Below are 19312 nucleotides of genomic sequence, written 5' to 3' on the forward strand. Positions count from 1 at the left end.
TTGGTGTTGCGCTGGAAGATGCCGCCATAGCCGGCGAGCGCCGAGACGCCCTCCTGGATGCGGGCGCCCGCGCCGTCGTTGAGCGACACCAGCGGCGCGCCGGCCGCGATGGCCATGTCCATGATCTTGTGGATCTTCGTGGCGTGGGCCTCGCCCAGCGCGCCGCCGAAGATACGGAAGTCATGCGCGTAGACGAAGACCGTACGGCCCTCCACCGTGCCCCAGCCGGTGATGACACCGTCGGTGTACGGCTTCTTCGTCTCCAGACCGAAACCGCTCGCCCGGTGCCGGCGCAGCTGCTCGACCTCCTGGAAGGAACCCGGGTCGACCAGCAGCTCGATCCGCTCCCGCGCGGTCAGCTTGCCCTTGGCGTGCTGTGCCTGGGTCGCCTTCTCGCTCGGGCCGGCCAGCGCCTGCGCACGGATCCCGTGCAGCTCGGCCACCCGTCCGCGAGCGTCCGTGGGCTCCGCGAGCACCGCGTCCGGTTCGCCCGTCGTCTCTTCCAAAACGGTCATGTAGCGACCTTACGAAGCCCGCCAAGGAAAGGGAGACGTCGACTCCGTACAGTCCTCGGAGCGTTTTCCTGGTACCACCGAACAGAACCATGGGGGCATGCAGGCGTTCTGACTGCTCAGGAGGCTTGTGGCTTGTAGAGGTCACACAAAGGCGGAGGATGAGACACCGTTCACACCGGGGCGCACGGCGCGCCGGGGGCGATCCGCCGTCGGGGTGACGCGGCGAGCCTAACGGGGTCCGTACCGGAATAGGTCTAGGGTTGCCCGCGTTAACGTCGTTGAAGATTCAACATAAACGATCTTCTCGTCCCCAAGGAGGCACGTCATGGGCATCTTCGGCCGCAAGGACACCGACGGGAACACCGCCGACAGCGCGGTGACGCCGGACCTCGCCGCGGTCACCGGCGACTACGCGATCGACCCGGCACACTCCACGATCGGCTTCGTCGCCCGGCACGCGATGGTCACGAACGTCAAGGGCAAGTTCAACGACTTCACCGGGTCGCTGCACCTGGACGGCACCGATCCGTCCCGGTCCACCGCCTCCATCGACGTGAAGATGGAGAGCATCGACACCGGGTCCGCCGACCGTGACGGCCACCTGAAGAGCTCGGACTTCTTCAAGACCGACGAGTTCCCGACCATGACCTTCCGCTCCACCTCCGCCGAGGCGCTGGGCGGCGAGGACTACCGGATCACCGGCGATCTGAGCATCCTCGGCGTGACCAGGTCGATCACCATCGATCTGGAGTTCAACGGCTCCGCCAAGGACCCGTTCGGCAACGAGCGCGCCGGCTTCGAGGGCAAGGCGGAGATCCTGCGCTCCGAGTGGGGGCTGACCTGGAACGCGGCGCTGGAGACCGGGGGCGTTCTGGTCTCGGACAAGATAAAGCTGAACTTCGACATCTCGGCGATCAAGAACGCCTGATCCGGCGCCCGGGGCAGGGCAGAAAACATCAGAAAACAGCAGATGGCGGCCGGAAGCGGAATGCTTCCGGCCGCCATCTGTGAGCTGTGCCACAGTCGCGGTCATGAGCACCAGGACCGGACCCCAGCACTACCCGGGCGCGAACCGCGACCACTGGTACCAGAACGAGTTCGGCGGTGACCGGATGGAGGTCAACGCCGTCGTTCTGCACACCACCGAGGGCCGTTCGCTGCCCGACTATCAGGGCGGCGCGAACGCGCCGAACCTCACCGCCGTGCCGGACTTCGGCGCCAAGCGGCTGCGGTGGTACCAGCACTTCGACATCGACATCTCCTCGCGCGCGCTGGTCAATCGGCGCGGCGGGGTGGAGACCAACACCCTGAACGTCTGCCAGGTGGAACTCGTCGGCACCTGCGACCCCGAGCGCCACGCCAAGTGGCGCACGAGCGAACCGGCGCACCTCTACTGGCCCCAGGCGCCCGAGTGGGCGCTGCGGGGCGTGGCGCGGTATCTGGCGTGGATGCACATCCACCACGACGTGCCGCTGCGCGGACCGGCGCTGTGGCCGCCGTACCCGAAATCCGCCGGGAACGGGGGCGGGCAGCGGATGGGCTTCCAGCGGTGGAACGCGTTCCGGGGGGTGTGCGGGCACATGCACGTCCCGGAGAACACGCACGGGGATCCCGGGGCGATCGACTTCGAACAACTGCTGGACTACGCCAAGTCGGCGGCACAGGACTGAGCGGAGCCCAGGGGACCCACCGCCGGCGGCCGCCGGCGGTGGGGTGGCTGAATCGGGCCTCTTGTGCGGGCGCTCGGCGGATTCTCATAATCCAGGGGACAGATTTGACCTGCCCATGCCAGTGCATGGGTGTTTCTTTGCCCTGACGTGTGTCATGAGCACGTCATTCAGGCATCTTCACCCCCCACGGAGGCAGCAACCCATGAAGAAGCTCCTCACCGCTCTCAAGAGACTCGCGGTCGCCGGCACCGCCGCACTCGCCGTCGCCAGCCTTCAGCCCGTCTCGGCCGCGCAGGCCGCCCCCTCCCCCGTCATCGGCGGCAGCCGCGCCGCGCAGGGCGAGTTCCCGTTCATGGTCCGGCTCTCGATGGGCTGCGGCGGCGCCCTCTACACCCAGCAGATCGTGCTGACCGCCGCGCACTGCGTCAGCGGCACCGGCGCCAACACCAGCATCACCGCCACCGCCGGCGTCGTGGACCTCCAGTCCACCAGCGGCCGGGTCCAGGTGCGGTCCACGTACGTCTACCGGGCCCCCGGCTACAACGGCAACGGCAAGGACTGGGCGCTGATCAAGCTCGCGCAGCCCATCAACCTGCCGACGCTGAAGATCGCCACGACCACGCAGTACAACACCGGCACCTTCACCGTCGCCGGCTGGGGCGCCGCGACCCAGGGCGGCGCCCAGCAGCGGTACCTGCTCAAGGCCACCGTGCCGTTCGTCAGCGACGCGACCTGCCGGACGTACAGCGGCTACAGCGGGCTGGTCGCGAGCGACGAGATCTGCGCCGGCTACGCCTCCGGCGGCGTCGACACCTGTCAGGGCGACTCCGGCGGCCCGATGTTCCGCCGGGACTCCGCCAACGAGTGGGTCCAGGTCGGCATCGTGAGCTGGGGCATCGGCTGCGCCCAGCCCAACGCGCCCGGTGTCTACTCCGAGGTGTCCACCTTCGCCTCGGCGATCGCGTCGGCGGCGGCTTCGCTGTAGCGCGCGTACGGGGGGCCGGATCCGGTGCCGGTGGGCGTCGGGTCCGGTCTCTTTGCGGGTGCGGGTGCGGGTGCGGGTGCGCCGTGGCTGGGCGCGCAGTTCCCCGCGCCCCTTGGGGCGCGGCCTTCGGCGCGCCTCCCCCAACGCCCTCTCAGAAGCCGCCGCCGAAGTCCCCGCCTCCCCCGAAGTCGCCGCCCCCGCCGAAGTCCCCGCCGCCGAAGCCACCGCCGAAGTCGCCCGGGTCGAAGTCGGCGCCGGAGACGTCGCCGCCCGTGTAGCCGCCGTAGTCGCCGCCCGCGAAGTCGCCGTAGCCCGTGCCGTAGTCGGTCGCGTAGGACGGGGCGGCCATCAGGCCGCCGAGCATGGTGCCGACGAGCAGGCCGGGCAGGAGGCCGCCGCCGAAGTAGCCGCCGGCCCAGGGGCCGTAGGCGGGGCCGGCCTCCCAGTAGGGGCGGCGGCCGTAGTCGCTGTCCACCTCGCGGATCACCGGATCGCGGCCGTCGGCAAGGCGGGTGGCGTCCGCCGCGCAGACCGGCACCTCGCGCGACGCGCCGCCGGGCGGGGTCCAGTCGGCGTCCTGCACGGAGGGCCCGTGCCGGGGGTCGAAGAAGCAGGGCGGCCGGCGCTCGGGCAGGGGCCGCCGCTCACGCCGGGCTCCCAGCTGGGCGAGGGAGAAGCGGCCGTCCTCCAGGGCCTGGGTGACGGCGCGCACGTCCTCCGGCCGGTCCGCCCCGGCCATCGCCGACTTCGCCTGGTCGTAGGCGTCCAGCGCCCGTTCGTAGTCGGCGCGCATCGCGTCGTCGGCGCCCGGCTCGGCCGGGTGGAAGTCCAGGCGGTCCAGTTCCTCGCCGAAGGCGGTGATGTCCTCGTCGACCACCACCCGCAGCTTCTCCAGGGCCGCCCGCCGCTCCTCCTCGTGCCGGCGCCGGTTGCGGCGGACCAGGGTGTACGCGCCCGCGCCGCCCGCGACGAGGACCACCCCGGCGGTGACCAGGGCGGCCGTCGAGACCCCGCCCCCGCCGTCCGACGAGCCCCAGCTCGCGGGCGCCGAGCCGCCCATGTTCGTCAGGGCCCGCTTGGTGAAGTCGCCCAGCTGGCCGGCCGCGTCGGGCTCGTCCTGGACACTCGCCACCAGGTTCCGGACGGCGGTGCGGGGCAGCACGGCCGAGTCGGCGCGGGCGTCGAAGCGGTCGCCGAGGCGGATCGCGTACAGGCCGGTGACCCCGGTGGCCGTGCGCAGGTCGGTGAAGAGCCGGGCGGTCGGGTAGTCGGCCGGCAGGACGGCGACGAACAGCGGTTTGTCGGCGTCCTCGATCTGCCGCCGCAGGGCGTCCGCGTCCGCCGCCGAGAGCTGGGCGGACGCGGCCGGATCGACGTAGACGGGGCTCCCGCGCAGGGCGTCGGCGATGCTCGACACGCTGGTCTCGGCCGCCGCCCGCGGTGCGAACACGGTCAGGAACGCCAGCGCCAGCGCCGCCAGCAGCACCGGGAGGCTTCGGGGCCGTACGACACCCTTCATATCTCGAAACTACCCGAAGCCTGCCAAACAGGTCACCCGGCGCGATAGGCCTCGATCAGCTTGCGCACCGCCTGTGCGTACCGCCCGGTCAGCAGCAGATGGTCGGCCTCGGCGAAGGGTTTCGCGGCGGCGGCCGTGATCCGGTCGGCGATGCGCTGCTGGACGATCCGGCGGGCCCGGTCGACGGCCCCGCGGCCCGCCTCCGCCGTGTGCGCCCGCCCGGCCGAGTCCGCCAGCCGGTACAGGGCGGCCAGTCCGCCGCCGGGCGTCTTCGTCAGGGTCGTCAGACCCCAGCCGTACGGGTACTGCGGGTCGTACGCCGGGTCGCCCACGTTGATCGGGAGCTGGGCCTCCGTGCGGGGCCAGGTCACCGGGAGCCGGCCGGTGAAGGGGCGGCGGCCGTAGAGCACGTCGGCCACGCCGTCGCCCTCCGTGCCCGGCAGCCAGGAGGCGACCAGGGCGTCGATCGGGCCGAGCCGGTCGCCGATCAGCTGGGGGCGCCCGGAGACGATCAGCACCGCGCACTTCATGGCCGCGCACACCGTGTCCACGGCCGCCCGGTCGGCGGGGCTCAGCTCCAGGTCGTTGCCGTTGCCGACATCGCCGACGCCCTCGGCGTAGGGGGTCTCGCCGACGACGACCACACCGACGTCGTAGCCGGTCAGGGGTGCGGAGGCGTCCTGGGAGTAGGTGACGGAGGCGCCCGTGCCGCGGATGCCCTCCAGGATCGTCGTGCCCGGGGTGGTGTTCCCGGACGCGCCCTGCCAGGTGACCGTCCAGCCGCCGGTCTGGTTGCCGATGTCGTCGGCGTTCGACCCGGCGACGTACACCTTCTGCGACTTCTTCAGGGGCAGCAGGCCGCCGGAGTTCTTCAGCAGCACCTGTGACTCGGCGGCGGCCTGCCGGGCGACGGCCCGGTGGGCGGCGGAGCCGATGTCCGCGGCGCCGCTCGTGTCGGCGTACGGGTGTTCGAAGAGGCCGAGCCGGAATTTCTGGGTGAGGATGCGGGAGACGGCGTCGTCGATCCGCCGCTCGGCGATCCGGCCCGCCGTGACCTCGTCGATCAGCGTCCGGGTGAAGTCCCGGTAGGCGTACGGGACCATGATCATGTCGAGGCCGGCACCGACCGATGTGCGGACGTCCGAGGCGTAGTCGCCGGGGAGCTGGTCGATGGCCGCCCAGTCGCTGATGACGAACCCGTCGAAGCCCATACGGCCCTTCAGCACACCGTTGATCATGTCGGCGCGGGCGTGCATCTTCACCGGGCCCTGCCCGTCCCCCGCTATGTCGAGGGAGGAGTACGAGGGCATGACCGTGCCGACGCCCCGGTCGACCGCCTCCTGGTACGGCGCGAGATGGACGGCCTCCAGCTGCTTGCGGGTGACCTCGGTGACGCCCTGGTCGATGGTGTAGCTGCCCGTGGTGGAGGAGCCGTAGGTGGTGCCGCCGTCGCCGACGAAGTGCTTGGCGGTGGCCAGGACCCTGTCGCCGTCCTTCAAGTCCCGTCCGTCGGGGGCGCCTTGAAGGCCCTGGATCACCGTCTCCATGGACTCCACGAGCGCCGGGTCCTCGCCGAAGGACTCGTAGGAGCGGCCCCAGCGTTCGTCACGGGTGACACAGAGGCAGGGGGCGAAGTCCCAGGGGATTCCGGTGGCGCGGACCTCGGCGGCGGTCACCTCTCCCGTGCGGTGGGCGAGTTGGGGATTCCTCGTCGCCCCGATACCGATGTTGTGCGGCATGACCGTGGCGCCGACCAGGTTGTTGTGGCCGTGCACGGCGTCCACGCCGTAGATCAGCGGGATCTGGAACCTGGTGGCCTGCGCCCGGAGCTGGAAGCCGTCGATCATCTTCGCCCAGGCCTCGGGGGTGTTGGGCGTGGGGGTCGAGCCGCCGCCGGAGAGCAGCGAGCCGAGGCCGTACGCGGCGATGTCGCCCGGCGCGGTCAGGGCGCCGCGCTCGGCCTGGGTCATCTGGCCGGCCTTCTCCGCCAGGGACATCCGGGAGAGTAGATCGGCGACCCGCTTCCGCACCGGCAACTTGCTGTTCAGATACGGCAGTCCGTGCGCGTCGACCACGATCTGCGGGGTCTCGGCGGGGGCCCTGGCGCCGGTGACCGTCAGGTGCAGGGGGATGGTCTCGGCGGCTTCGGCGGTGCGGTCCCTCAGGGTCGGGATCCGGACCGTGGCGGAGGTCCCGGAGGGGGTGCCCGCGGGGAAGGTGAGGGTGCCGGTGACCGGGGTGTAGTCGCGGCCGGGCTCGGCGGTGCCGCCGGCCGTCCCGTAGGTCACCGTGACGGGCTCGTCGACGGGGGCTGAGCCGGTAGTGGCGAGGGTGACCCGGACGGTCGCCGCGCCGCCCTCCCGTACCGGATACACGGCCGCGTCGGTGGTGACGGAGGCGCGCAGGGACTGGTCGGCGCGGCCGTAGAGCTCGACGCCGTCCATGGCGAAGTCGCCGCGGGTGCCGGCGGGGAGCGTGACCGCGTACCCCCACATCTGTGTCAGCCCGAGCACGTGGTCGATGCCGCCGACCGGCTGGTAGTCGGTGCGGTACCGGAAGTCGCTGAAGGGGATCTCGACACGCCTCCAGCCGGTGAAGTCGTCGGTGAAGGACGTCGTCCACAGTTCGGAGGCCTCGCCGTGGGCGCCGCCGTCCTTGATCTCGAAGGCGATCCCGCGGCCGTCGCCGCGCCCCTCCCACCAGAACCGGATGCCCTGGCGGGCGGACCAGTCGTGGGCGGGTTCGGCGGCGGCGAAGTCATGGGTGAAGCCGCCCCAGCCGCTGATGTCGTAGTCACCGGCGAGAACCCGCTCGCCCTCGGGGGCGTCGGCGCGCTCGGCCAGCCGCAGCGCGGGCGGGTCGTCGGCGTCGCTGCCCCAGGTGAAGAGCCCCTCGGCGGGCTGGGCGGCGAAGGGGACCTCGCCCTCGAAGCGGTCGACGGGGGTCGGGGCCGGGTCGGCGGCGGCGCGGACGGCGGCCGGGGAGAGCAGAGCGGCGAACAGGGCGGTGGAGACGAGCAGGGCGGTTCTCTGCATGGACCTTCCCTAGGCTCTCGGAGTTCACTCAGGACTTAGCTCACGCCGTGAGTGAACTCATGCCAGGTCGGCGCGTCAAGGCTGTGGGAGCCGTTCGACGCGCAGGGGTGGACCATGAAGGAAAACGATCTGGAGTCCGCCATGACCACTGCGTACGATCTGCTGCTCGTCTCCCTCGACGTCCCGTCCGCGCGGCCCGTCGAGCGGGGCGATCTCTCGCTGGCTCTCGCGGGGGCCGAGCTGGCCGACCTGCTCGCCGCCGAGGCGGTCACGCTGGACGACGACCGCATCGTGCCCGGGCTGCCGCCGGCCACGGACGACCGGCTGCTGACCGAGGCAGGGGCGGCCCTGGTCCGGCAGCCGCCGCACGAGTCCGTCGAGGACTGGCTGTGGCGCCGGGGGGACGGGCTGGCGCAGGCCTACGCCGACGAGCTGGAGACGCAGGAGCGGGCCGGCCGGCCCCGGTACCGGCTGCTGGCGCCGAGGAACGGCCGCGAGGTCGCCGCCGAGGCGCCGGACCGGGCCCGCGCGACCGAGCGCTGGACCTCCCGCGAGCCCGTCCTCGCCTCGCTCGCCGCCGCCCTGGGCATCCCCGAGGGAGCGGCGGACGAGCCGCCGGTGCCGGCCGACGAGGCGGTGGTGACGGTGCTCGCGGCGGTCAACGGCGCGCTGACCGAGCTGGAGGCCGTACGGCAGCGGCGGCGGGTCGAGGACGCGGCCTTCGACAACGTGTGGCGGGGGTTCTGACCCGGTCGACGTGTCCTACTCGGCGGGCTGCACGCCGGCCCGCAGCAGGCCGTACGTGTAGGCGTCCTCCAGGGCCTGCCAGGAGGCCGCGATGACGTTCTCCGCGACGCCGACCGTGGACCACTCGCCGGTCCCGTCGGTCGTGGAGATCAGGACCCGGGTGGTGGACTCGGTGCCGTGGACGCCCTCGAGGATACGGACCTTGTAGTCGACCAGGTCGAGCTTGGCGAGCTGGGGGTAGATCTTCTCCAGCGCGACCCGCAGGGCCCGGTCGAGGGCGTTCACCGGGCCGTTGCCCTCGGCGGTGGCGACGATCCGCTCGCCCTTGGCCCACAGCTTGACGGTGGCCTCGTTGGCGTGGGTGCCGTCGGGGCGGTCCTCGACGATGGCCCGCCAGGACTCGGTCTCGAAGTAGCGCAGCGGCTTGCCGCCCTGGACCTCGGTGCGCAGCAGCAGTTCGAAGGACGCGTCGGCGGCCTCGTACGTGTAGCCCCTGAGCTCGCGCTCCTTGACCCGCTCCACGACCCGGCCGACCAGCTCGCGGTCGCCGCCGAGGTCGACGCCGAGTTCCTTGCCCTTGAGCTCGACGGAGGCGCGGCCGGCCATGTCGGAGACCAGCATGCGCATGGTGTTGCCGACCAGCTCGGGGTCGATGTGCTGGTACAGGTCGGGGTCGACCTTGATGGCGGAGGCGTGCAGTCCGGCCTTGTGGGCGAAGGCGGAGACACCCACATAGGGCTGGTGGGTGGAGGGCGTGAGGTTGACGACCTCGGCGATGGCGTGCGAGATCCGGGTCATCTCGCGCAGCCGGCCCTCGGGGAGGACCTTCTTGCCGTACTTCAGCTCCAGGGCGGCGACGACCGGGAAGAGGTTGGCGTTGCCGACGCGCTCGCCGTAGCCGTTCGCCGTGCACTGGACGTGGGTGGCGCCCGCGTCGACGGCGGCGAGGGTGTTGGCGACCGCGCAGCCGGTGTCGTCCTGGGCGTGGATGCCGAGGCGGGCGCCGGTGTCGGCGAGGACGGTGGAGACGACCGCCTGGACCTGGGCGGGGAGCATGCCGCCGTTGGTGTCGCAGAGGACGACGACGTCGGCGCCGGCCTCCGAGGCGGCGCGCACGACGGCCTTGGCGTACTCGGGGTTGGCGCGGTAGCCGTCGAAGAAGTGCTCGCAGTCGACGAAGACCCGGCGGCCCTGGTCCTTGAGGAAGGACACGGTGTCGCCGACCATCGCCAGGTTCTCGTCGAGGGTGGTGCGCAGAGCCAGCTCGACATGCCGGTCGTGGGACTTGGCGACCAGGGTGACCACCCCGGCGCCCGAGTCCAGGAGCGCCTTGACCTGCGGATCCTCGGACGCCTTGGCACCCGCGCGGCGGGTCGCGCCGAAGGCGACCAGCTGGGCGTGCTTGAAGTCGATCTCCTGCTGGGCGCGGGCGAAGAACTCGGTGTCGCGCGGGTTGGCGCCGGGCCAGCCGCCCTCGATGAAGCCGACGCCGAAGTCGTCCAGGTGCCGTGCGATCGCGAGCTTGTCGGCGACGGTGAGGTTGATGCCCTCGCGCTGCGCGCCGTCGCGCAGGGTGGTGTCGAAGACGTGGAACGAGTCGTCGAGTTCGCTGGTTGCCGTCTCGGTCATGATCTCAAGGCTCCTGTTGTGGATCTTCGGTCTTACCGGAATGACCGGCTCCACCGTCCCCATGGTCCCTCGTGCGCTCGCTCCCGGCTGTGGGTGGGCCAGAAAAGCGAAAAACCTCTCGCGGGTGCGAGAGGTCTGCGCGCGGGTCGAGGACGACGGTGGCCACCCGTACCTGGTCGTACGTGGTGGTCACTGCGGACCGGCGCGCCTGCTGCCAATAATCGTGGCGAACGAGAGCACGGGGGCAGTCTGGCACAAGCCGGACCGGCGCGAGCCGGGCGTCTCAGGATGCGAGCAGCGAGGCGTCCAGGAACTCCCGCACATGCGCCAGCACCTGCTGCCGGTCCGTGCCGCGCAGTCCGATCGCCACATGGATGGAGAAGCCGTCCAGCAGCGCCCGCAGCCGGGTGGCGTACCGGTCGGGGTCGACCGGGCGGAACTCGCCGCGCGACACGCCTTCCGCGAGAAGGGCCACCAGGTCGCGGTGCCAGGCGCCCTCAATGGCCGCCTGCCGGTCGCGGGCGGCGTCGTCGGCGTTCTGCGAGCGGTTCCAGACCTCCAGCCAGAGGGTCCAGTGCGGATCGCGGTGTCCGTCGGGGACGTACAGGTCGACGTACGCGTCGAGCCGGTCCCGCGCGCTCTCGGGCGCGGTCAGCAGCCGCGCCCGCTCGGCGCCCAGCCGCCCCTCGCTCCACTCCAGCGTCTGCAGCAGCAGCTCGTCCTTGGATTGACATCCTCCCCCTCCTAAAAGAGGGGGATTCCAACCCAGTTGGGTTGAGGTTCACGGGCGTTCGAACGGCTGGTGGCCGCTGTCACCCCTCCGGCACCGGCTGAGCGCCGGGGGCGGGGGATCCCGCCCTGTCCTGCCGCGACGTTGTTTGCTGCGTTCTCATCCGCGTTGCAGATGAAGCCGCAGGACACACACTCGAAGTCGGCTTGGCTCTTGCGCGACTTCTTCTCGATCCAGCCGCAGGCGCTGCACCGCAGGCTGGTGTAGGGGGCGGGAACGTCCTCGACCCGGCCGGGGGCCTTGTCCTCGGTGCGCTGCCGGAGCAGGCCCCAGCCCTGGGCGAGGATGCCCCGGTTCAGGCCGGACTTCTGCGCCACGTTCCTGCCGGGCTGCTCCACAGTTCCCTTCGCGGAGCGGGTCATGTTCTTGATGTTCAGCTTCTCGAACCGGATGAGGTCGAAGCCACGGGCGAGCAGGGTGCTGATCTTCTCGCACCAGTCCTTGCGCCGGTTCACCTCCCGCGCCTTCAGCCGGGCGGCCTTCGCATACCCGGCCCTTTTCTCGGGGCTGCCCTTCTTCGCTCTGGCCGCCCGCCGCTCGTGCTTTCGGATGCGGGCGCGTTCCTTGACGGTGAGTTGCGGGCAGTTCAGTTTCCGGCCGTCGGAAAGGGCGGCGGTGATCGTGACACCGCGGTCAATGCCGATCACCTCACCCGTGCCGGGCGCCGGGACCGGCTCGGGGACGACCGCGAACGCGATGTGCCACTGACCGTTGCGGTAGGTGACCGGAACGTCTTCGCGGCGGGCAGCTCGGCGCCCTTGCCCCCGGCGCTGAGACGGAGGCGGACCCAGCCGCAGCCGGGCACCTTCACCTGCGCCCACCGCCGGTTCAGCCTCCGTAGGACCACCGAGCGGCCCATGACCTGCTTGCCGGTCTTCGCGTTCAGCTTCGGCGACCCGTCCGCGTCGTACTCGGGGACGCGGTCGGTACCAATGACCCTGAAGCCCTCATGCACGTGCTTCCTGCGCCAGGTCGGCTCACCGAACCCGGACGTGAAGCGGGCGTTCCTGGCATGCGTGAAATCCTTCAGCGCCTGCTGCTGCACGTCCGCGTTCCCAGCGGCGAGCCACTCGTTCTCCCGCCGCGCTTCGGTCAGCTGACGGCACTGCTCCACGAAACCGGGCGCGCTCCTGCGCCACCGGCGCCAGTGCGCGTGCTGCTCGACGGCAAGGTTCCAGACGTACCGCGCGTGCGCACAGTGCGTGAGCATCTGCTCGGCCTGCGCGGGCGTCGGATACAGCCGGAAACGTGACATGCCACGAAACTAGCCACCCCGTTCCCCTCCCGCCCACACCTTCGATCACCATCACCCGTGAGAGTGACCGACACGCACCGCATCACAGGGCAACCCCCGATCACAGGACCTTGCCCCGCAGACACCACGAACGGCTTGAGGCCGGCCTTACGGGTGGATGCCTCCACCGCCCGCGAAGATCGTAAGGGCGTCGACCAGGGTGACCGCCCGCTCGGAAAAGAGCCGACGGAGGATCTCGGCGGCCCAGGGTGTCGCGGGTCGTCGACGGCGCAGAGGACGACTCCGCCGTTGCTGAGGTAGTGGTTGGTGTAGGAGTAGTCGGTCCAGTGGCCGTCGGCTTCCGGGACTGTGGGGGGGGCGGCGACGTCGACGCCCTCCAGGCGGCGGCCCCGGGCGTCGGTCGCGGCCCGGCTTGACATGAAGATCGTAAGGCCCTGGCACGACCTGTTCGAGTGACGCTCAATACGGAGTGATCCACCCGGAAACGCGGCAGGGCCGCCCCCGGATGTCGGGAGCGGCCCTGTACAAGGGTGCGGTGGCTCAGCCCAGCGGGTGCATCCAGCCGTGCCGGTCCTCGGCCGTGCCGCGCTGGATGTCCAGCAGGGCCTGGCGGAGCTTCAGGGTGACCTCGCCGGGCTCGCCGCCCGACTGCTGCCACTCGGCGCCGGTGCGCTTGACCGTGCCGACCGGGGTAATCACGGCGGCGGTGCCGCAGGCGAAGACCTCGGTCAGGGTGCCGTTCTCGGAGTCGCGCTGCCACTGGTCGACGGAGATGCGGCCCTCCTCGGCCTCGTAGCCGAGGTCGCGGGCGACGGTGAGCAGGGAGTCACGGGTGACGCCCTCGAGGATGGACCCGGTCAGCGACGGCGTGATGATCTTGTTGCCGTAGACGAAGTACAGGTTCATGCCGCCGAGCTCCTCGACCCACTTGCGCTCGACCGCGTCGAGGTAGCAGACCTGGGCGCAGCCCTGTGCGGCGGCCTCGGCCTGGGCGAGGAGGGAGGCGGCGTAGTTGCCGCCGGTCTTGGCGTCGCCCATGCCGCCGGGGACGGCGCGGACGTGGTCCTCGGAGACCCAGATGGAGACGGGCTTCACGCCGCCGGGGAAGTAGGCGCCGGCCGGGGAGGCGATGACGAGGAAGAGGTACTCGTTGGCCGGCTTCACACCCAGCCCGACCTCGGTGGCGATCATGAAGGGGCGCAGGTAGAGGGAGTCCTCGCCGCCGTGCGCGGGCACCCAGTCCTTGTCCTGGGCGACCAGGACGTCACAGGCCTCGATGAAGGTCTCGACCGGCAGCTCGGGCATGGCGAGACGGCGGGCGGAGGCCTGGAAGCGCTTGGCGTTCTTGTCCGGGCGGAAGGTGGCGACGGAGCCGTCGGGGCGGCGGTAGGCCTTGAGGCCCTCGAAGATCTCCTGGGCGTAGTGCAGGACGTTGGTCGCCGGGTCGAGCGGGATCGGCGCGTACGGGACGAGCTGGCCGTCGTGCCAGCCGCGGCCCTCGGTCCACTTGATCGTCACCATGTGGTCGGTGAAGTGGCGGCCGAACCCGGGGTTCGCCAGGACCGCCTCGCGCTCGGCGGCGGAGGTGGGGCTGGCGGAGGGCTTGAGCTCGATCGTGGGCGTCGTCATGAATGGTTGTCCTTCACCGGTTGTAGTGACGGGCCGCGCTCACGTCCGTACGGCCGGTGGCCAGTGGTAGGACGTCCGAGCATTGCCTCATTCCGCGGCTCCGCGTTCGATTATCGCAAGCGGGGCGGCCGGAAGAAAACGGCGTGAATGCGACCCGGGGCTGATGGTTTCACCCGGCGGGGACATGCGGAAGCCGCCGGGTGCGGATGCGACCCGGCGGCTTCGAAGGATTCGAGTGGCGGCGGGGTCAGCCGGCTACTCGTACGGAGAGCGCGTCGCCGATCTCGGACGTGCTGCGGGCGGGCTTGCCGGTGCGCTCCGCGAGGTCGGCGGAGACGGCCTCGTCGATGCGCGCGGCCTCGGTCTCGTAGCCGAGGTGGCGCAGCAGGAGGGCGACGGACAGGACCGTGGCGGTGGGGTCGGCCTTGCCCTGGCCGGCGATGTCGGGGGCCGAGCCGTGGACGGGCTCGAACATCGACGGGAACGCGCCGGACGGGTTGATGTTGCCGGAGGCCGCGACGCCGATGCCGCCGGAGACGGCCGCGGCGAGGTCGGTGATGATGTCGCCGAAGAGGTTGTCGGTGACGATGACGTCGAACCGGCCCGGGTCGGTGACCAGGTAGATGGTGGCCGCGTCGACGTGGATGTAGTCGGTGCCGACCTCGGGGAACTCCGCGGCGACCTTGGTGAAGATGTTCGTCCACAGGTGACCGGCGAAGGTCAGCACGTTGTTCTTGTGGACGAGGGTGAGCTTCTTGCGCGGGCGGGCCTGGGCGCGGGCGAAGGCGTCCCGCACGACACGCTCGACGCCGAACGCGGTGTTCACCGAGACCTCGGTGGCGACCTCGTGCTCGGTGCCCTTGCGGATGGTGCCGCCGTTGCCGGTGTACGGGCCCTCGGTGCCCTCGCGGACCACGACGAAGTCGATGGCCGGCTGGCCCTTGAGGGGGGTGTCGACGCCAGGCAGCAGCTTTGAGGGCCGCAGGTTGACGTGGTGGTCGAAGGCGAAGCGGAGCTTGAGCAGGAAGCCGCGCTCCAGGACGCCGGAGGGGACCGACGGGTCGCCGATCGCGCCGAGCAGGATCGCGTCGTGCTGCTTGAGCGCGTCGAGGTCGGCGTCGGTGAGGGTCTCACCGGTGTCGTGGTAGCGCTTGGCGCCGAAGTCGTACTCCTTGGTCTCCAGCTTCACATCCTGCGGAAGGACGGCGGAGAGGACCTTCAGACCTTCGGCCACGACCTCCTGGCCGATGCCGTCACCGGGGATCACTGCGAGATTGAGGCTGCGAGACATGTCGGCACCGTACTCCTTGTCCCATGGGATGACACGCATAGTCCGCCATGCGGACACCCGGACGGGCGAGGGCGGGGTTCCCTTCGGACGGCGTTCACCCGTACGCAGGACGGGCGTTGAGAGAACAGGGAAGCTTCGGACGCATGGAGACACCGGATGTCGGCATTCCGCCCCGCCTCGCCCACGGGATGAGCATGGCGGAGCAGTACGAGTACCTGCGCACGAAGCTGACCAGGCGCCGCACACTGGTGTCGGCGGGCGCGGTGGCGGCGGGCGCGCTGCTGACCGGCTGCGGGGGCGACTCCGCCGGACCGAAGGCGTCGGCGACCCCCTCGCCCTCCGCGCCGAGTTCCACCGGGCGCTCCTCGGCCGTCCCCTTCGGCCGTCATCTCGCCTTCGGCGCGGACCCGCGCACCGGGATGCGGATCTCCTGGCAGGTCCCGGCCGCCGTGCGCGAGCCGTACGTCCGGATCGGCACCCGCCCCGACGACCTCGGCGGCAAGGTGCAGGCCGAGGTGCGCGCGCTGCACACGCCGGGCGTGGAGGGCGTGCGCACAGCGCTCGACCAGTACTACGTGCACGCCTCGGTGACCGACCTGCTGCCGGGGACGACGTACTACTACGGCGTCGGCCACGACGGCTTCGACCCGGCCGACGCGCAGCACCGCGCCACGATCACCTCGTTCCGTACGGCACCGGCGGGCGCCGAGCGGTTCGTGTTCACCGCGTTCGGCGACCAGGGCGTGGGCCGCTCGGCCGCCGCGGTCGACCGGCTGCTGCTGAAGGCGGCCCCCGCCTTCCACCTGCACGCCGGTGACATCTGCTACGCCGACGGGACCGGCAAGGGCGAGAAGACGGACGGCTACGACCCGGCCGCCTGGGACGCGTTCCTGAAGCAGAGCGAGCCGGTGGCGCGGTCGGTGCCGTGGATGGTGACGACCGGCAACCACGACATGGAGGCCTGGTACTCCCCCGACGGCTACGGCGGCCAGCTCGCCCGCTTCTCCCTCCCCGACACCGGCTTCGACCCGCGCACCGCCCCGGGCGTGTACACGTTCACCTACGGCAACGTGGGCGTGGTGGCGCTGGACGCGAACGACGTGTCGTACGAGATCCCCGCGAACCAGGGGTACACCCAGGGCCGGCAGACGGCGTGGCTGAAGCGCACGCTGGCCGGTCTGCGGACGTCGTCGGCCGTCGATTTCGTCGTCGTCTTCTTCCACCACTGCGCCTACTCGACCTCGGCGCACGCCTCGGACGGCGGGGTGCGCGCGGAGTGGCTGCCGCTGTTCGACCGGTACCAGGTGGATCTGGTGGTCAATGGCCACAACCACGTCTACGAGCGGACGGACGCCCTGAAGGGCGGACGGGTGGGCCGGAAGGTTCCGGTGGGCGGGTCGGCGGATCCGACGCGGGACGGGACGGTGTACGTCACGGCGGGCGGCGGCGGCCGTGATCTGTACGGCTTCCCGGCGGACGCGCCGGAGAGCTACGAGGGGCAGGTCCGCGACCGCGACTCGGTGGACTCCTTCCACTGGACGCGCTCGCGCGAGAACGCGGCGGAGACCGTGGAGTGGTCGCGGGTGCGCTACCGGGGTTTCTCGTTCCTGTCGGTGGAGGCGACGGGCGGGTCGTCGGCGCGGCTGACGGTGTCGGCGCTCGCGGAGGACGGCCGGCGCATCGACCGGTTCGAGGTGCGGCGCGGGGCCTGAAGTCCCGTTCAGGACCCGCACCGCGCCCCGTGCGGGTGCGGCTCCCGGAATGCGGCGGTGGTGCTTACCGGTGGCGGGGCGTGCTTACAGGTGGCCGGTCTCGCCGCCGTTGTCGCGGCGGTCGAGGGCGCGCTGGAGGGCGGCGGCGGCCTGCTTGCGGTCGGACTCGCTCGTACGCGAGGTGTGGCGGACTCGGCGGCGGACGGTCGTCTCGGCCATGGGGAATCGACTCCTTCGAAGGAACCAGGGAGTGCGGAAAGGTGTACGAGACGCCGGGGCAGGGAGCTGCGGACCGCAGGGGTTGCCTGCGCGGGGCCCGGCTCGCGACCGCCCTTCGCTTGATCGAGCGAGACGTTCGGCTCCTACAAAGTTAAGCGAGGAGCGCGCCGCTGTCTGCACAATTACTCGGACTTCCTACTATCTGAGACGGCGGATCCGGTCACACCTGTCTGACCTGCGGTGATCGCCCACACGGCTGATCCTGGGCAGCGAGGCGACACCGCCTTTCCGGCAACGGGAACGGTGAGGTCATGAGCGACACGGCCACAGTGGTTCTCGAGGGCGGTCCACGGGACCTCACCGAACGGATCGTCCCGGTCCCGCCCCCCGGCAGCGATGTGAAGATCGAGTTCCGCAACGGGTACGAGCACTTCCGGGCGACCCCGCGGCACGCGGACACCCCGGAGGGCAGACTGCCCGTCTACGAGTGGTGGGAGCGCACGGAGATGCCCGGCTAGGGGAGGGCGGCCGGGTCCCCGAACATGTCCCGGAGTCCGGGACCGCCGTCTCCACGGGCGTCAGTGTGCCGGAACGGGCCGGGTCCCCGACAGACCCGGCCCGTTCCGTGCGCGGGGGCGGTCAGCCCATGTGCGGGTAGGTGTGGTCGGTCGGGGCGACCAGGGTCTCCTTGATGGCGCGGGTCAGCGTCCAGCGCATGAGGTTCTGCGGGGCGCCGGCCTTGTCGTCGGTGCCGGAGGCGCGGCCGCCGCCGAAGGGCTGCTGGCCGACGACGGCGCCGGTCGACTTGTCGTTGATGTAGAAGTTGCCGGCCGCGTAGCGCAGCTTCTCCATGGTGTACGCGGTCGCCGCGCGGTCGCCGGAGATCACCGAGCCGGTCAGGGCGTAGTCGGAGACCGACTCCATCTGGGTGAGCATCTCGTCGTACGCGTCGTCCTCGTAGACGTGGACGGCGAGGAACGGGCCGAAGTACTCGGTGGTGAACACCTCGTTGGCGGGGTCGGTGCACTCGACGACGGTCGGGCGGACGAAGTAGCCGACCGAGTCGTCGTAGGTGCCGCCGGCGACGATCGTGCAGGTCGGATCGGCCTTGGCGCGGTCGATGGCGGCCTTGTTCTTGGCGAAGGCGCGCTCGTCGATGACGGCGCCGATGAAGTGCGACAGGTCGGTGACGTCACCCATGGTGAGGTGGTCGACCTCGGCGGCGAACTCCTCCCTGAAGCCCGCGTTCCAGATCGACGCCGGGATGTAGGCGCGGGAGGTCGCGGAGCACTTCTGGCCCTGGTACTCGAAGGCGCCGCGGGTGAGGGCGGTCTTGAGGACCGCGCGGTCGGCGCTCGGGTGGGCGACGACGAAGTCCTTGCCGCCGGTCTCGCCGACGAGCCGCGGGTAGGAGCGGTACGTCTCGATGTTGGCGCCGACCGTCTTCCACAGGTACTGGAAGGTCTTGGTGGAGCCGGTGAAGTGGATGCCGGCGAGGTCGCGGTGGGCGAGGGCGACCTCGGAGACGGCGATGCCGTCACCGGTGACGAGGTTGATGACGCCCTTGGGCAGACCGGCCTCCTCCAGCAGCCGCATGAGGAGCACGGCGGCGTGGGTCTGGGTCGGCGACGGCTTCCAGACGACGACGTTGCCCATGAGCGCGGGGGCGGTGGGCAGGTTGCCGGCGATCGCGCTGAAGTTGAACGGCGTGATCGCGTAGACGAAGCCCTCCAGCGGGCGGTGGTCGAGCCGGTTCCACACGCCCGGGGAGTTGGCCGGGGGCTGCTCGGCCAGGATCTGGCGGGCGTAGTGGACGTTGAAGCGCCAGAAGTCGACGAGCTCGCAGGGGGTGTCGATCTCGGCCTGCTGCACGGTCTTGGACTGGCCCAGCATGGTGGAGGCGGCGATGGTCTCGCGCCAGGGACCGGCGAGCAGTTCGGCGGCGCGCAGGATGATCGCGGCGCGGTCGTCGAAGGACATCGCGCGCCAGGCGGGCGCGGCGGCGAGGGCCGCGTCGATGGCGTCCCGGGCGTCCGCCCGGGTGGCGTTGCGACAGGTGCCGATCACGGCGCGGTGGTTGTGCGGCTGGACCACGTCGAACGCGTCACCGCCGCCCATCCGCCGCTCGCCGCCGATGGTGCAGGTCAGGTCGAGGGGGTTGTCGGCCAGTTCCTTGAGCTTGGCCTCCAGCCGGGCCCGCTCGGGCGAGCCGGGGGCGTAGCCGCGCACCGGCTCGTTGACGGGGGCGGGGACCTGGGTCACAGCGTCCATGGGTACCTCTTCCGAGTGATTCCCGGGCTTCAGCCGGAGGGAGCC

Annotated in this window: 16 protein-coding genes and 2 pseudogenes; 6 read left to right on the top strand and 12 right to left on the bottom strand. The window is 71.1% G+C overall.

Annotated elements, in window-relative coordinates; translation table 11 throughout:
- On the bottom strand, positions 1-515 hold a 515-nt coding region (locus ABZ464_RS46580; RefSeq protein WP_359288025.1), incomplete at its 3' end, for a carboxyl transferase domain-containing protein.
- Positions 516-840: 325 nt separating this feature from the next.
- On the opposite strand from ABZ464_RS46580, the gene ABZ464_RS46585 reads away from it, so the two are divergent.
- From ABZ464_RS46585 to ABZ464_RS46595, 3 genes are all read left to right on the top strand, one after another.
- A complete protein-coding gene (locus tag ABZ464_RS46585; protein ID WP_359288026.1) occupies positions 841-1443 on the top strand; it encodes a YceI family protein in 603 nt (200 codons plus the stop codon).
- 103 nt (positions 1444-1546) lie between these two features.
- Entirely contained in the window at positions 1547-2185 is a 639-nt protein-coding gene (locus tag ABZ464_RS46590; protein ID WP_359288027.1) for a hypothetical protein, read from the top strand.
- Positions 2186-2387: 202 nt separating this feature from the next.
- On the top strand, positions 2388-3170 hold the full coding sequence (locus ABZ464_RS46595) for a serine protease (protein ID WP_359288028.1): 783 nt from the start codon (positions 2388-2390) through the stop codon (positions 3168-3170).
- A gap of 151 nt (positions 3171-3321) precedes the next feature.
- On the opposite strand, the gene ABZ464_RS46600 is transcribed toward ABZ464_RS46595, so the two are convergent.
- Both ABZ464_RS46600 and ABZ464_RS46605 read right to left on the bottom strand, forming a co-directional pair.
- Positions 3322-4689, bottom strand: coding sequence for a hypothetical protein (locus tag ABZ464_RS46600; RefSeq protein WP_359288029.1), 1368 nt, complete (start codon positions 4687-4689; stop codon positions 3322-3324).
- 32 nt (positions 4690-4721) lie between these two features.
- Entirely contained in the window at positions 4722-7724 is a 3003-nt protein-coding gene (locus ABZ464_RS46605; protein WP_359288030.1) for a glycoside hydrolase family 3 N-terminal domain-containing protein, read from the bottom strand.
- Between the two features lie 141 nt (positions 7725-7865).
- Here ABZ464_RS46605 and ABZ464_RS46610 point away from each other — a divergent pair, with 141 nt between their 5' ends.
- Positions 7866-8471, top strand: a complete 606-nt coding sequence (locus ABZ464_RS46610; RefSeq protein WP_359288031.1) for a GPP34 family phosphoprotein — start codon at positions 7866-7868, stop codon at positions 8469-8471.
- Positions 8472-8486: 15 nt separating this feature from the next.
- On the opposite strand, the gene cimA is transcribed toward ABZ464_RS46610, so the two are convergent.
- From cimA to ABZ464_RS46645, 7 genes and pseudogenes are all read right to left on the bottom strand, one after another.
- Positions 8487-10100 carry a citramalate synthase gene (gene cimA / locus ABZ464_RS46615; RefSeq protein WP_359288032.1) on the bottom strand — a complete coding sequence of 538 codons (1614 nt, stop codon included), beginning with the start codon at positions 10098-10100 and terminating at the stop codon, positions 8487-8489.
- A 283-nt stretch (positions 10101-10383) separates the two neighbouring features.
- A pseudogene (locus tag ABZ464_RS46620) lies at positions 10384-10827 on the bottom strand (TetR family transcriptional regulator C-terminal domain-containing protein); the annotation flags it as partial.
- Between the two features lie 17 nt (positions 10828-10844).
- On the bottom strand, positions 10845-11588 hold the full coding sequence (locus ABZ464_RS46625; RefSeq protein WP_359288060.1) for a transposase: 744 nt from the start codon (positions 11586-11588) through the stop codon (positions 10845-10847).
- Positions 11534-12145 carry a helix-turn-helix domain-containing protein gene (locus tag ABZ464_RS46630; RefSeq protein ID WP_359288033.1) on the bottom strand — a complete coding sequence of 204 codons (612 nt, stop codon included), beginning with the start codon at positions 12143-12145 and terminating at the stop codon, positions 11534-11536. Before ABZ464_RS46630 ends, ABZ464_RS46625 begins: the two co-directional genes overlap by 55 nt.
- 147 nt (positions 12146-12292) lie before the next feature.
- A pseudogene (locus tag ABZ464_RS46635) lies at positions 12293-12546 on the bottom strand (agmatine deiminase family protein); the annotation flags it as partial.
- Between the two features lie 139 nt (positions 12547-12685).
- Positions 12686-13774: a branched-chain amino acid aminotransferase gene (locus ABZ464_RS46640; protein ID WP_359288034.1), complete on the bottom strand. Its 1089-nt coding sequence runs from the start codon at positions 13772-13774 to the stop codon at positions 12686-12688.
- Between the two features lie 247 nt (positions 13775-14021).
- Complete coding sequence (locus tag ABZ464_RS46645; RefSeq protein ID WP_359288035.1) at positions 14022-15065, bottom strand: 3-isopropylmalate dehydrogenase; 1044 nt, start codon at positions 15063-15065, stop codon at positions 14022-14024.
- Between the two features lie 143 nt (positions 15066-15208).
- Between ABZ464_RS46645 and ABZ464_RS46650 the strand changes: the two genes are divergently transcribed.
- A complete protein-coding gene (locus tag ABZ464_RS46650; protein WP_359288036.1) occupies positions 15209-16777 on the top strand; it encodes a metallophosphoesterase family protein in 1569 nt (522 codons plus the stop codon).
- An 84-nt stretch (positions 16778-16861) separates the two neighbouring features.
- On the opposite strand, the gene ABZ464_RS46655 is transcribed toward ABZ464_RS46650, so the two are convergent.
- Positions 16862-16996 carry a hypothetical protein gene (locus tag ABZ464_RS46655; protein WP_099053954.1) on the bottom strand — a complete coding sequence of 45 codons (135 nt, stop codon included), beginning with the start codon at positions 16994-16996 and terminating at the stop codon, positions 16862-16864.
- Positions 16997-17307: 311 nt separating this feature from the next.
- On the opposite strand from ABZ464_RS46655, the gene ABZ464_RS46660 reads away from it, so the two are divergent.
- Complete coding sequence (locus tag ABZ464_RS46660) at positions 17308-17514, top strand: DUF5988 family protein (RefSeq protein WP_359288037.1); 207 nt, start codon at positions 17308-17310, stop codon at positions 17512-17514.
- A 121-nt stretch (positions 17515-17635) separates the two neighbouring features.
- Here the strand turns inward: ABZ464_RS46660 and pruA are convergent, their stop codons facing one another.
- Entirely contained in the window at positions 17636-19267 is a 1632-nt protein-coding gene (gene pruA / locus ABZ464_RS46665; RefSeq protein ID WP_359288038.1) for an L-glutamate gamma-semialdehyde dehydrogenase, read from the bottom strand.
- Positions 19268-19312 lie beyond the last annotated feature (45 nt).

It is taken from the genome of Streptomyces sp. NPDC005820 (assembly GCF_040630255.1).
In the GTDB taxonomy this organism is placed as follows: domain Bacteria; phylum Actinomycetota; class Actinomycetes; order Streptomycetales; family Streptomycetaceae; genus Streptomyces.

Bases quoted from the DNA above. Each gene is read 5' to 3' on its own strand.
- ABZ464_RS46630 (WP_359288033.1), bottom strand. From the start codon at position 12,145: ATGTCACGTTTCCGGCTGTATCCGACGCCCGCGCAGGCCGAGCAGATG.
- ABZ464_RS46660 (WP_359288037.1), top strand. From the start codon at position 17,308: ATGAGCGACACGGCCACAGTGGTTCTCGAGGGCGGTCCACGGGACCTC.
- pruA (WP_359288038.1), bottom strand. From the start codon at position 19,267: ATGGACGCTGTGACCCAGGTCCCCGCCCCCGTCAACGAGCCGGTGCGC.
- ABZ464_RS46605 (WP_359288030.1), bottom strand. From the start codon at position 7,724: ATGCAGAGAACCGCCCTGCTCGTCTCCACCGCCCTGTTCGCCGCTCTG.
- ABZ464_RS46610 (WP_359288031.1), top strand. From the start codon at position 7,866: ATGACCACTGCGTACGATCTGCTGCTCGTCTCCCTCGACGTCCCGTCC.
- ABZ464_RS46590 (WP_359288027.1), top strand. From the start codon at position 1,547: ATGAGCACCAGGACCGGACCCCAGCACTACCCGGGCGCGAACCGCGAC.
- ABZ464_RS46645 (WP_359288035.1), bottom strand. From the start codon at position 15,065: ATGTCTCGCAGCCTCAATCTCGCAGTGATCCCCGGTGACGGCATCGGC.
- ABZ464_RS46655 (WP_099053954.1), bottom strand. From the start codon at position 16,996: ATGGCCGAGACGACCGTCCGCCGCCGAGTCCGCCACACCTCGCGTACG.
- ABZ464_RS46640 (WP_359288034.1), bottom strand. From the start codon at position 13,774: ATGACGACGCCCACGATCGAGCTCAAGCCCTCCGCCAGCCCCACCTCC.
- ABZ464_RS46595 (WP_359288028.1), top strand. From the start codon at position 2,388: ATGAAGAAGCTCCTCACCGCTCTCAAGAGACTCGCGGTCGCCGGCACC.
- ABZ464_RS46600 (WP_359288029.1), bottom strand. From the start codon at position 4,689: ATGAAGGGTGTCGTACGGCCCCGAAGCCTCCCGGTGCTGCTGGCGGCG.
- ABZ464_RS46650 (WP_359288036.1), top strand. From the start codon at position 15,209: ATGGAGACACCGGATGTCGGCATTCCGCCCCGCCTCGCCCACGGGATG.
- ABZ464_RS46585 (WP_359288026.1), top strand. From the start codon at position 841: ATGGGCATCTTCGGCCGCAAGGACACCGACGGGAACACCGCCGACAGC.
- cimA (WP_359288032.1), bottom strand. From the start codon at position 10,100: ATGACCGAGACGGCAACCAGCGAACTCGACGACTCGTTCCACGTCTTC.